Annotated in this window: 11 protein-coding genes; 8 read left to right on the top strand and 3 right to left on the bottom strand. The window is 66.6% G+C overall.

Going from position 1 to position 11,802, the window contains the following annotated elements:
• Positions 1–3: 3 nt before the first annotated feature.
• From QPR87_RS01065 to QPR87_RS01055, 3 genes are all read right to left on the bottom strand, one after another.
• Positions 4–1,881, bottom strand: a complete 1,878-nt coding sequence (locus QPR87_RS01065; protein ID WP_285047777.1) for a TRAP transporter large permease — start codon at positions 1,879–1,881, stop codon at positions 4–6.
• A gap of 284 nt (positions 1,882–2,165) precedes the next feature.
• Complete coding sequence (locus QPR87_RS01060) at positions 2,166–2,639, bottom strand: DUF2214 domain-containing protein (RefSeq protein ID WP_285047775.1); 474 nt, start codon at positions 2,637–2,639, stop codon at positions 2,166–2,168.
• Positions 2,640–2,642: 3 nt separating this feature from the next.
• Positions 2,643–3,026, bottom strand: coding sequence for a DUF6152 family protein (locus QPR87_RS01055; RefSeq protein WP_285047773.1), 384 nt, complete (start codon positions 3,024–3,026; stop codon positions 2,643–2,645).
• Between the two features lie 220 nt (positions 3,027–3,246).
• On the opposite strand from QPR87_RS01055, the gene QPR87_RS01050 reads away from it, so the two are divergent.
• The 8 genes from QPR87_RS01050 to paaE all read left to right on the top strand — a co-directional run bounded on the left by QPR87_RS01050 (position 3,247) and on the right by paaE (position 11,785).
• Positions 3,247–5,619, top strand: coding sequence for a penicillin G acylase (locus tag QPR87_RS01050; protein ID WP_285047771.1), 2,373 nt, complete (start codon positions 3,247–3,249; stop codon positions 5,617–5,619).
• Positions 5,620–5,725: 106 nt separating this feature from the next.
• A complete protein-coding gene (locus QPR87_RS01045; protein WP_285047769.1) occupies positions 5,726–6,580 on the top strand; it encodes a PaaX family transcriptional regulator C-terminal domain-containing protein in 855 nt (284 codons plus the stop codon).
• A 145-nt stretch (positions 6,581–6,725) separates the two neighbouring features.
• Positions 6,726–7,931: a 3-oxoadipyl-CoA thiolase gene (pcaF, locus tag QPR87_RS01040; RefSeq protein WP_011751031.1), complete on the top strand. Its 1,206-nt coding sequence runs from the start codon at positions 6,726–6,728 to the stop codon at positions 7,929–7,931.
• 18 nt (positions 7,932–7,949) lie between these two features.
• A complete protein-coding gene (paaA, locus tag QPR87_RS01035) occupies positions 7,950–8,939 on the top strand; it encodes a 1,2-phenylacetyl-CoA epoxidase subunit PaaA (protein ID WP_285047768.1) in 990 nt (329 codons plus the stop codon).
• Between the two features lie 71 nt (positions 8,940–9,010).
• Positions 9,011–9,295 carry a 1,2-phenylacetyl-CoA epoxidase subunit PaaB gene (gene paaB / locus QPR87_RS01030; protein ID WP_011751029.1) on the top strand — a complete coding sequence of 95 codons (285 nt, stop codon included), beginning with the start codon at positions 9,011–9,013 and terminating at the stop codon, positions 9,293–9,295.
• Positions 9,295–10,149: a 1,2-phenylacetyl-CoA epoxidase subunit PaaC gene (gene paaC / locus QPR87_RS01025; RefSeq protein WP_285047761.1), complete on the top strand. Its 855-nt coding sequence runs from the start codon at positions 9,295–9,297 to the stop codon at positions 10,147–10,149. The genes paaB and paaC overlap by 1 nt, the downstream gene beginning before the upstream one ends.
• A gap of 6 nt (positions 10,150–10,155) precedes the next feature.
• Entirely contained in the window at positions 10,156–10,677 is a 522-nt protein-coding gene (paaD, locus tag QPR87_RS01020; protein WP_104493022.1) for a 1,2-phenylacetyl-CoA epoxidase subunit PaaD, read from the top strand.
• Positions 10,678–10,708: 31 nt separating this feature from the next.
• Positions 10,709–11,785, top strand: a complete 1,077-nt coding sequence (gene paaE / locus QPR87_RS01015) for a 1,2-phenylacetyl-CoA epoxidase subunit PaaE (RefSeq protein WP_011751026.1) — start codon at positions 10,709–10,711, stop codon at positions 11,783–11,785.
• Positions 11,786–11,802: the final 17 nt, after the last annotated feature.

The raw sequence follows: 11,802 nt of genomic DNA, 5'->3' as shown, positions 1-11,802 counted from the left end.
AAATCAAAGCAAGGCGGTCGAGAACCAGGGCACGGCGGCGATGACCAGCAGGCCGATCACCAGCGCCGCCAGATAGGGCCAGATCCGGCGCATCACCTGGTCGGCGGGCACATTGGCGATCTTGCAGGCGATGTAGAAACCGATGCCGATGGGCGGCGCCATCAGCCCGATGTTCATCGCCGTGACGATGACCATGGCATAATGGATGTCGTGGATGCCCAGGCCGCGCGCGATGGGGAACATGATCGGCGCCAGCAGGACGATGGCCGGCAGCCCCTCGAGCACGCAGCCCAGGATCAGGAAGATCAGGATGGAGGCCAGCATGAACACCACCCAGCCGCCCGGCAGACCGGTGACGACGGCCATCAGGTCGCGGGCGAAGCCCGATTGCGTCAGCGCCCAGGCCATCGCGGATGCGGCGCCCAGGATCAGCAGGATCGCGCCCGACATGGCGGCGGTTTCGACCAGCATGGTGCCCAGCCTGCGGATCGGGATGCCGCCGTAAAGCACGACGCCGATCGCGAAGGCATAGACCACGGCGATGGTCGAGACTTCGGTCGCGGTCGCCACGCCGCCGCCGACCAGGCTGCGGATCATGAAGGGCAGCACCAGCGCCGGCGCGGCGATCACCGCCATCCTGCCGATCAGCGGCAAGGTGGCGCGGCTGACGCCCGACATGTCCTCGCCCCGCGCCTTCCAGCGCGCCAGCACCGCCAGCACGACCAGCAGCACCATGGCGATGACGAAGCCCGAGGTGAACAGCCCGGCAATGGATACGCCCGCGACCGAGCCCAGCACGATCAGCACGATCGAGGGCGGCACCGTATCGGCCATCGCCGCGCCGGTGGCCAGCAGCGCCGTCATCTCGGGCGCGGAATGGCCGCGACGGCGCATCTCGGGGAACAGCGCCGGGGCCACCGTCGCCATGTCCGAGACCTTGGAGCCGGAAATCCCCGAAACCAGGAACATCGAGCCCAGGAGCACATAGCTCATCCCCGCCTTTACATGGCCCAGAAGCGAGGCGAGGAAATTGACGATGGCCTTGCCCATGCCGGTGGCGTCGAGGATGCAGCCCAGAAGCACGAAGACCGGCACCGACAGCAGGATCAGCGAGGACATGCCCTCGTCGATGCGGCCCATCATCACGAAGATCGGCGCATGGCTGGCGAAGGTCAGATAGGCCAGCGTCCCCAGAGCAAAGCAGAAGGCGATGGGGACGCCGATGCACAGAAGCACCGCCACCAGCAGGCCCAGCCAGATCGGCAGGTTCCAGTTGCCGATGGACAAGAGCGCCGGCCGCGCGAACCACAACAGCGCCACCGCCGCGGCCGTCACCGCCAGCGTCGCGGCGATGATGCGCCATTCGCGCGAGCGCAGGACCGAAAGCACCGCCAGCACCGACATCAGCCCGATCCCGGCGGGCAGGGCCGAGGCGCGGTACGACATCGGCAGCCCCAGCGCGGGCGACCTGACGAAGCTTTCCTCATAGGCGTATTCCACCGCGACCGGCAAAAGCCGCAGCAGCAGGACGCAGACCAGCACCTGGCCCGCCACCTCGGCCACCCGCGCCAGCCGCTCGGGCAGCAGCGGCAGGAGCACGGTCAGGCGCATATGCTCGTGCCGGTCCACCGCCAGCGCCGCGCCCAGCATCGCCATCCAGATGAAGCTGATCGAGGCCACTTCGTCGCCCCAGATCAGCGGCTTGGCCAACACATAGCGGAAGAACACATTGGCCAGCACGGTGACGATCATCACCACCAGAAGGCCGGCGGCCAGGATTTCGACCGGACGCATCCATCGCTCGGCGCGCTTGGGCTCGGCCAGCGCCTCGATACCGCCAAGGGCCAGCTCGCCCTCGGGCTGGGTGTCGGTCAATTGCATCTCATCCCTCCCATGGCGGCGGGCTCTCCCCTTCCCTCGCCATCGATCCACAATGTGGATGTGGTGGCTGCCGCATTTCGGGAAATTTCTGGACGATTCGCGAAATAGTGCAAGAAGAAATTGCCAGATGCCGTCGTTTCGGCCATATCCCGCAATCATCTGCAGGGTATTTATTCCATAAAGTGGAACATGAATGGCCGTGTTCGGGCGGCAATCGTTCCCCGAAGCTCGCGGATCAACTTGTTTTGCGGGCAAGGCCGCCTGTCAGCCCGCGGCCCAAGGCGTCACAGAAAGCCGATCCAGCGCCCCGCCAGCAGCACGGACAGCCAGATCGCCAGCGAAAGCGCCGCAAGAATGCGCGCACCGGGGCCGGGGGTTCCGGTCTCGACCGCCCGGTGCCAGCCCTTGCCGGCATGTTGCAGGGCGACGATCACGAGGCCAAGGACGATCAGGGCCAACTTCCAGCGAAAGGCGGCATTCGCCAGATAGTCGCGGGCCCCGACCGACCACAGGACCGGGCCGGTCGCAAGGGCGATGCCAAGCCCGACGCCCGCCGCACGCGACAGGAACGGCGCCAGGACATGCAGCGCGCCGCCGCGGACGATCCCGACAAGGCGCAGGTCCAGCGGAACGATCGCCCCCAGCAGCAGCGCGATTCCCAGGATATGCGTGGCGTTCAGCACCATGTAGAGGTGCCACGACCGCCGCAGCGCCGCCGCCAGGGCGGTGCCCTCGGCCCAGGCCGCGAAGTCCTGCATCGCTCAGTCCTGGATGCGCTCGGGATACATGTCGTAATTCTGCCCGTCGATCACGATGCGGACGGCCTTCATATGCGCGCTTTGGTCCTGGTTGCGATTGCCGATCACCGTGATCGCATCGCCCGGCTGCGCCGTGTCGGCGGCAAAGCCCGAGCGCGCCGTCTGGTTGGGATTGCCCAGATCGACCTGCCAGACCGTGCCCTGGGCGTCGCGGACCTGGATCGTGGGATGGGGCGGGTTCATCGAGACGCTTTCGATGGTTCCCTCCAGCGTCGTCTGCTCGCCCTCGGCCCATGACCAGCCGTGATGCGCAAGCATGGGCGTGCCGCCAAGCGCCAGGACAGCGGCGAGGACGAGGGATGGAAAGGTGCGGGCGTGGATATGCATGTCGGACCTCTTTTCGGATGTTGGTCGGGACTGCCGCGCGGTGGATGGCCGCCCCACCATGATCCGCCAGCGCGCGCCGGTCTGCGCTGACAATCGCGTGAGCGCCGGGATCGGGATGCGTGATTTTGAGCGATCGGCTTTCATTAATTGACCGACCGAACGGTTAACTATAACCATGGCAACGCGCCGGAGGAGGCGCCTACACCCGGAGGAGAATCACATGTCCAGGTCCTTGCTTGGCCGCCTGTTGCTGTCGGCCGGCCTTTCCGTCCTTGTTGCCTGTCCGGCGCTGGCCGATACCCAGGTCGAGATCGTGCGCGACAACTGGGGCGTGCCGCATGTCTATGCCGACGACGTGCACGGCCTTTACGCGGGCTTCGGCTACAGCGTGGCGCAGGACCGGCTGTTCCAGATGGAGATGGCGCGGCGCTCGGTCCTGGGCGAGGTGGCCGAGGTGCTGGGCATCGAGCGGCTGCCCTTCGACATCCAGACCCGGGCCATGTTCGACCATGCCGATATCCGCAGCCAGATCGAGGCGCTGGCCCCGGAAGAGCGCGACATCCTGCGCGGCTATGCGGCGGGCTTCAACCTGTGGGTGGACCGGGTTCTGGCCGATCCGGCCAAGCTGATGCCCAGGCAGTTCAACGATTTCGGCTTCAAGCCCCGCCGCTGGACCGAGTTCGACGTGGCGATGATCTATGTCGGGACCATGGCCGGCCGCTTTTCGGGCTATAGCGCCGAACTGGGCAATGCCAAGACGCTGGCCGAGCTCGAGGCGCAATTCGGCCCTGAAAAGGCGCGCGTGCTTTTCGACCAGATGTTCTGGAACGAGGATCCGCTGGCCCCGACCACTGTGCCCGAGGGCGGGCAATACCAGCGCAAGGCCGGGCTGGCCCCGTCCGAGCCCGGCCGCTTTGCCGAATTGCTGCACGCGGGCGGGCTGCCCGGCGACGACGACCGCCCGCGCGCCAGTAATCTGTGGATCGCCGGGCCGCAAAAGACCACCGATGGCAGCACCATCCTGATCAACGGCCCGCAATTCGGCAATTTCAACCCGTCCTATGTCTTCAGCATCGGCCTGCATGGCGCCGGGTTCGACCTGACCGGCAACACGCCCTTTGCCGTGCCCAACGTCCTTTTCGGCACCAACGGCACCATCGCCTGGGGCGCCACGGCCGGGCCGCGCGACGTGAACGACTATTACCGGCTGGAGTTGAACCCCGAGAATCCGCGGCAATACCGCGCCCACGACGGCTGGAAGGAGATGACGGCCCGCCGCGAGACCTTCCGCGTCAAGGGCCAGCCCGAGGTCGAGACCACGGTCTGGGAAAGCGAATACGGCGTGGTCGGCCAGATCGATCCAGGGACGGCGACCGCCTATGCCTTCAACCGCGCCTGGAAGGGACAGGAGATCTCGACGCTCATGGCCTGGGTGGACTCGACCAAGGCGCAGAATTACGAAGAATGGCTGGACCAGGCGGAAAAGGTCGCGACCACGATCAACTGGTATTACGCCGACCGGGACGGCAATATCGGCTATGTCTCGCCCGGCCATGTCCCCGTCCGCGCCGAAGGCCACGACCAGCGGCTTCCGGCCCGGCCGGGCAAGGACGACTGGCAGGGCGTGCGGCCCTTTGCCGATGCGCCCAAGGCCTATAACCCCAGCCAGGGCTGGATCGCGAACTGGAACAACCGCTCGGCCAGGGGCGATGCCGCGAATTTCGAGGCCACGCCCTGGGGCAGCGCCGACCGGGTGGTCGAGATCATGGCGCGGCTCGACGCCAGGGAAAAGCTGACGCCCGACGAGATCTGGGACATCAACCGCGAGATCAGCTTTCTCGACATCAACGCGCGCTATTTCCTGCCCTTCATCCTTGATGCGGCCGAGGGCATCGACCCGCAAAGCCAGCGCGCCGAACTGGTCGAGATCCTGCGCAATTGGGACGGGCAACAGATCCGGGCCGAGGACGGCCGCGCGACCACCTCGGCCGTGGGGCTGTTCCAGGCCTGGCTGGACGTGATGGTCGAGGACGTGCTGCGCGACGACAATCCGGCGATCCCGCCGGCGATCCTTTACAACCGCATCTCACGCACCGCGCAGATGCTGCACAACGCGCTGCTGGGCGAGCGGGCCGGCGTGCCGCAGACCCATGATTTCTTCAACGGCGCCGACGAGGCGGGCCGCAAGGAGATCATCCTTGCCTCGCTGGACAAGGCGGCCGCGCGGCTGGCCGACAGGTTCGGCAGCCAGGAGCCCGCCGACTGGCGCATCGAGATCAAGCAGCATGTGTTCGAGACCAGCAACTACCTGGGCATCCCTCAGGCCGGCGAGGACGAGGTTCGCGCCATCGGCACCTCGATGAACCGCGGCACCGAGAACAACCGGATCACCTTTCGCGAAGGCAAGGCCGAGTTCTGCGCGGTGACGCCGCCGGGCCAGAGCGGCTTCATCAGCCCCTCGGGCGAGGCTTCCCCGCATTACGAGGACCAGTTGGCGCTTTACGAGGGTTTCGATTGCCGCCCGCAGGCGCTGACCCGCGACGAGGTCGAGGCGGTGGCGGTGTCGCGCGAAACCCTTGCCGTTCCGCGGTAGGGGGATGGCCGGCATCCGCAGCCGGATGGTTGCGGCCCGGGCAAGCCGCATTGCGCATGACCGCTTTCCCGGCTTCAATGGCGGCGGTTGCGAATAGCGAGGACGGATGCGGCAGGGCGAGATGGCCGAGCGCGGGCTGATCGACGGGATATTGGAGGGGATGGCGCTGCGTTCGGCCGCGTTCATCGTCACCGTCTATGGCGATGTGGTCGTGCCGCGCGGCGGCGTGTTGTGGACCGGCACGCTGATCGAGGTCTGCGAGCGGGTCGGCATCAGCGAATCGCTGGTGCGCACCGCCGTCTCGCGCCTTGTCGCCGCCCACCGGCTGCGGGGGGAGCGGCTGGGGCGGCGCAGCTATTACCGGCTGGACGCCTCGGCCCAGCGGGAGTTCGACCAGGCGGCGCGGTTGCTTTACAAACCCGAGGTTCCGGCGCGCGGCTGGCAGATCCTGCACGCCCCCGACCTCACCGAGGACGAGGCCCGCCACCAGCGCATGGGCCATATGGGCGGGGCGGTCTTCATCCGTCCCGATCGCGGCCAGCCGGTGCCCGAGGGCGCGCTGCCTTTCCTTGCCTCGGACCCGCCCGAACTGGGCCGGATCGGGCAGTTCTGGGATCTCTCGGCGCTGCATCAGCGTTATCTCGACATGCTGGTGCGCTTTGCGCCGCTGGCCGAGGCAGGGGCGGCGCTGTCGGACGAGATGGCGCTGATCGCCCGGCTGCTCTTGGTGCATGATTATCGCGGCGTCCTGCTGCGCGATCCGCGCCTGCCGCAGCCCGCCCTGCCACCGGACTGGCAGGGGCATGAAGCGCGGGCGCTGTTCCGCCGCCTCTATCGCCAGCTTTCGCCGGCGGCGGAGCGCTGGATCGGGACGCATTTCGAGGGCAGCGGCGGCTTCCTGCCCGAGAAAACCGCCGAAAGCGAGGCGAGGCTGGCCGATCTGTTCAAGGCAACAGATTGAATTAAATGGTTTATTTCGCGCATCCTCAAACATTACACAGAGGCCCAAGATTTTTCTTTATTTGTGATGTTTGGGGCGGTATAAATTGACCAATCGGTCGGTGAATTGGAGAATCACCTGCCGTTGCCAAACAAGGGGAGAGAGCATGCAGGACGCCTTCATCTGTGATGCGGTGCGCACGCCGATCGGTCGCTATGGCGGGGCGCTGGCCTCGGTCCGGGCGGACGACCTGGCCGCGGTGCCGCTGAAAGCGCTGATGGAGCGCAATCCGGGCGTGGATTGGTCGGCGGTGGACGACCTGATCTATGGCTGCGCCAACCAGGCGGGCGAGGACAATCGCAATGTCGGGCGCATGGCGGTGCTGCTGGCCGGGATGCCGGTGGGCGTGCCGGGGACGACGGTGAACCGGCTTTGCGGCTCGGGCATGGATGCGGTCGGCATGGCGGCCCGCGCCATCAAGGCGGGCGATTGCGATTTCGTCATCGCCGGCGGCGTCGAAAGCATGACCCGCGCCCCCTTCGTGATGCCCAAGGCGGAAACCGCCTTTTCCCGCGCCAATGCGGTCTATGACACCACCATCGGCTGGCGCTTCGTCAATCCGGCGATGAAGGCGCGGTTCGGCATCGACTCGATGCCCCAGACCGCCGACAACGTGGCCGCCGATTTCAGCATCAGCCGCGCCGATCAGGACGCTTTCGCCGCCCGCAGCCAGGCCCGCTGGGAAGCGGCGCAGAAGGCGGGCGTCTTTGCCGACGAGATCGTGCCGGTCATCGTGCCGCAGAAGAAGGGCGAGCCCGTCGTGGTCGATACCGACGAGCATCCCCGCCCCGGCACTACGGCCGAGACGCTGGCCAAGCTCAGGGGCGTGAACGGTCCCGACCTGACGGTGACGGCCGGCAATGCCTCGGGCGTGAACGACGGCGCTGCCGCCTTGGCGATCCTGTCGGGTGCGGCGGCGGAACGGCACGGCCTGGTGCCGAAGGCGCGCATCGTCGCCATGGCGGCGGCGGGCGTCGAGCCGCGCATCATGGGCATCGGCCCGGCGCCGGCGGCGAAAAAGGTCTTGGCGCGCGCGGGGCTGACCATCGGGCAGATGGATGTGATAGAATTGAACGAGGCCTTCGCCAGCCAGGCGCTGGCGACCCTGCGCGATCTTGGCCTGCCCGACGATGCCGCCCATGTGAACCCGAACGGCGGCGCCATCGCGATCGGCCATCCGCTTGGCATGTCGGGGGCCCGGCTTGTGACGACGGCGATGTATCAGTTGCATCGCACCGGAGGGCGCTATGCGCTTTGCACCATGTGCATCGGCGTGGGACAGGGCATCGCCCTCATCATCGAACGCGTTTGACCCAGGGAGAAGTTTGCCATGTATGCCCAGCTTGTGAAGTCCGAAGGGATGAAGGCCCGCGAGGAGATGACCCCCCAGGAGATTGCCTTCCAGGAGCGCATCGACCGCGGCGAGAAGATCGAGCCCAAGGAGTGGATGCCCGAAGGTTACCGCAAGACGCTGGTCCGCCAGATCGGCCAGCACGCGCATAGCGAGATCGTCGGCCAGCTGCCCGAGGGCAACTGGATCACCCGCGCCCCCACGCTGGAGCGCAAGGCGATCCTGCTGGCCAAGGTGCAGGACGAGGCCGGGCACGGGCTGTATCTCTATTCGGCGGCCGAGACGCTGGGCGTGTCGCGCGACGAGCTGATGGAGCTGCTGCATGCCGGCAAGATGAAATATTCCTCGATCTTCAACTATCCGACGCTGACCTGGGCCGATATGGGCGCGGTGGGCTGGCTGGTCGACGGCGCGGCGATCATGAACCAGGTGCCGCTGCAACGCACCTCCTACGGTCCCTATTCCCGCGCCATGATCCGCATCTGCAAGGAGGAAAGCTTCCACCAGCGCCAGGGCTATGCGGTGATGATGAAGCTTGCGGAGGGCACCCTCGCGCAGAAGCGGATGGCGCAGGACGCGCTGAACCGCTTCTGGTATCCGGCGCTGATGATGTTCGGCCCTTCGGACAAGGACTCGGTGCATTCGGCGCAGTCCATGGCCTGGAAGATCAAGATCAACACCAATGACGAGTTGCGGCAGAAATTCGTCGACCAGACCGTGCCGCAGGCGGAGTATCTGGGCCTGACCGTCCCCGACCCGGACCTGAAGTGGAACGAGGAAAAGGGCGGCTACGATTTCAGCGAGCCGGACTGGTCGGAATTCTTCGACGTGATCGCCGGCAACGGGCCTTGCAACAAGGACCGGCTGGGCGCTCGCGTCAAGGCCTGGGAGGACGGCGCCTGGTTCCGCGAGGGGCTGATGGCGCATGCCGAGAAAGCCGCCGCCCGCCGCGCGCAAGCCGCCGAATAAGCCCGCAATCGCCAGGAACAGCGCTGCCGGTCAATGGGGTTCGGGGCGCAACCAAGTTTAGGGAGAGAACCATGTCCAAGGAATGGCCGCTCTGGGAAGTCTTCATCCGGGGCCAGCACGGGCTGAACCACCGCCATGTCGGCAGCCTGCACGCGCCCGACGCCGAAATGGCGATCATGAACGCCCGCGACGTCTATACCCGCCGCAACGAAGGCGTGTCGATCTGGGTCGTGCCTTCGGCGCAGATCACCGCCTCCAGCCCCTCGGAAAAGGGGCCGCTTTTCGAGCCTTCGAACGCCAAGGTCTATCGCCACCCGACCTTTTTCGACATTCCCGAAGAAGTGGGGCATATGTGATGCCGTCGCTGCCTGACATGACCACGCCCCAGGTGGCGGAACTGGCCCGGCGCGAGGCCGAGGCCCATCCGGCCCACCCGACCGTGCCCCAGCCCGATGCCGGGCAGGAGGCGTTCTTCGAGATGCTGCTGCGCATCGGCGACTCGGCGCTGGTCCTTGGCCATCGCGTGTCCGAATGGTGCGGCCATTCGCCGGCGCTGGAAGAGGACATCGCGCTGGCCAACGTGGCGCTGGACCTGATCGGCCAGACGCAGCTTTGGCTGGGCCTGGCCGGCGAGGTCGAGGGGCAGGGCCGCTCGGCCGACGACCTGGCCTATCTGCGCGACGCCTGGGATTTCCGCAACCTGCTGATCTGCGAGCGTCCGAACGGCGATTTCGGCCATACGCTGATGCGGCAGTTCCTGTTCGACGCCTGGCACTACGAGTTGTTGAAGGGGCTGGCGGCTTCGTCGGACCCGCGCGTGGCCGAGATTGCGGCCAAGGCGGGCAAGGAGGTGGCCTATCACCTGGAGCGCTCGTCCGACCTGGTGGTGCGGCTGGGCGACGGGACCGAGGAAAGCCATCGCCGGATGCAGGAGGCGCTGGACGCGCTTTGGCCCTATGCCGGCGAGATGTTCATCGGCGACGACAAGGACGCCGAGCTTGCCACGCGCGGTATCGCCCCCGATCCGGCCAGCCTGCGTGCCGGCTGGGACGCCACGCTGCGCCATGTGCTGGGCGAGGCGACCTTGCAGATCCCAGACAGCGACTTTGCGCATAAGGGCGGCAAGCAGGGCATCCATACCGAACACCTGGGCTATATCCTGGCCGAGATGCAGTTCCTGCAACGCGCCTATCCCGGCGCAAGCTGGTAAAGCGCCATGGCCGCTGCGATCCATCCCAGCGTCGAGGAGGTCTGGGGCTGGCTTTCGGAGGTGCCCGACCCGGAGATCCCGGTGATCAGCCTGACCGACCTGGGCATCATCCGCGGCGTCGAATGGCAGGGCGACACGCTGGTCGTCAGGGTCACGCCGACCTATTCCGGCTGCCCCGCGACCAGCATCATCAACCTGGACATCGAGACCGCGCTGCGCGGCCGCGGCATCGAAAAGCTGCGGCTGGAACGCCAGCTGACCCCGCCCTGGACCACCGACTGGATCACCGAGGCGGGGCGGGAAAAGCTGCGTGCCTATGGCATCGCGCCGCCCATCGACGGCACGGCGGCGGACGGTGTGCTGGCCGGACGCATCGCCCGGATGACCGGCGCGAACCTGACCATCGCCTGCCCGCGCTGCGGCTCGACCAATACCGAAAAGATCAGCCAGTTCGGCTCGACTCCCTGCAAGGCGAATTATCGCTGCAAGGACTGTCTGGAACCCTTCGACTATTTCAAATGCCTCTGAGAAGGCACTCCGCTTCAGGAAGGATACCCACATGGCACGCTTCCATCCGCTGAAGGTCACCGACGTGCGCCGCGAGACGCGCGACGCGGTGGTCGTCACCCTTGCCCCTCGCGACGAGGACCGCGCGCTGTTCGACTTTACCCAGGGCCAATACCTGACCTTTCGCCGCGATTTCGACGGCGAGGAATTGCGCCGCTCCTATTCGATCTGCGCCGGCAAGGACGAGGGCGCGCTGCGCGTCGGCATCAAGCGCGTCGATGGCGGTGCCTTCAGCACCTGGGTGAACGAGAACCTGGCGCCCGGCGACGAGATCGAGGCGATGCCGCCGATGGGCAAGTTCTTTACCCCGATCGATCCCGGGGCGGAAAAGCAGTATCTGGGCTTTGCCGCCGGCTCGGGCATCACGCCGGTCCTGTCGATCATCAAGACCGTCTTGGCGCGCGAGCCGCGCTCGCGGTTCACGCTGGTCTATGCCAACCGCCAGATCAACACCATCATGTTCCGCGAGGAGTTGGAGGATCTGAAGAACCTGCATCTCGGCCGGTTCTCGGTGATCCATGTGCTGGAGCAGGAAGGGCAGGAGATCGACCTGTTCACCGGCCGCATCGACGAGGGCAAGATGGCGGCGATGTTCCAGCATTGGCTGGATGCCGAGGCCGTGGATACCGCCTTCATCTGCGGGCCCGAGCCGATGATGCTGACCGTGGCGGCAAGTCTGCGCGAACACGGGCTGCGCGACGAACAGATCAAGTTCGAGCTTTTCGCCTCCAGCCAGCCGGGCCGGGCCAAGGCCCGCGCCGTCTCGCGCGAGGCGGTCAAGGCCGGCGAGGGCGTTGCCGCCACGGTGACGCTGGACGGCGCCACCCGCAGCTTCCAGATGCCGCGCGAGGGCGAGACGATCCTGGAGGCGGCCTTGGCCAACAGCATGGACGCGCCCTATTCCTGCAAGGCGGGCGTCTGTTCGACCTGCCGCTGCAAGGTGGTGGAGGGCGAGGTCGAGATGGCCGTGAACCACGCGCTGGAGGATTACGAGGTCCGCGCCGGCTATGTGCTGAGCTGCCAGGCCTATCCGATCAGCGACCGCGTGGTCGTCACCTATGACGAATGATCAGGGCGCAGGGGAGG

Origin of the sequence: Paracoccus sp. SSJ, from assembly GCF_030234105.1 — a bacterium.
Taxonomy (GTDB): domain Bacteria; phylum Pseudomonadota; class Alphaproteobacteria; order Rhodobacterales; family Rhodobacteraceae; genus Paracoccus; species Paracoccus denitrificans.
The sequence above is the reverse complement of the archived record's forward strand: the minus strand, read 5'-3'. Positions and strand labels throughout refer to the sequence as shown.

Coding starts and splice junctions, on each gene's coding strand:
- paaC (WP_285047761.1), top strand. CDS start 9,295: ATGCCGTCGCTGCCTGACATGACCACGCCCCAGGTGGCGGAACTGGCC.
- QPR87_RS01065 (WP_285047777.1), bottom strand. CDS start 1,881: ATGCAATTGACCGACACCCAGCCCGAGGGCGAGCTGGCCCTTGGCGGT.
- QPR87_RS01045 (WP_285047769.1), top strand. CDS start 5,726: ATGCGGCAGGGCGAGATGGCCGAGCGCGGGCTGATCGACGGGATATTG.
- paaE (WP_011751026.1), top strand. CDS start 10,709: ATGGCACGCTTCCATCCGCTGAAGGTCACCGACGTGCGCCGCGAGACG.
- paaA (WP_285047768.1), top strand. CDS start 7,950: ATGTATGCCCAGCTTGTGAAGTCCGAAGGGATGAAGGCCCGCGAGGAG.
- pcaF (WP_011751031.1), top strand. CDS start 6,726: ATGCAGGACGCCTTCATCTGTGATGCGGTGCGCACGCCGATCGGTCGC.
- QPR87_RS01060 (WP_285047775.1), bottom strand. CDS start 2,639: ATGCAGGACTTCGCGGCCTGGGCCGAGGGCACCGCCCTGGCGGCGGCG.
- QPR87_RS01050 (WP_285047771.1), top strand. CDS start 3,247: ATGTCCAGGTCCTTGCTTGGCCGCCTGTTGCTGTCGGCCGGCCTTTCC.
- paaB (WP_011751029.1), top strand. CDS start 9,011: ATGTCCAAGGAATGGCCGCTCTGGGAAGTCTTCATCCGGGGCCAGCAC.
- paaD (WP_104493022.1), top strand. CDS start 10,156: ATGGCCGCTGCGATCCATCCCAGCGTCGAGGAGGTCTGGGGCTGGCTT.
- QPR87_RS01055 (WP_285047773.1), bottom strand. CDS start 3,026: ATGCATATCCACGCCCGCACCTTTCCATCCCTCGTCCTCGCCGCTGTC.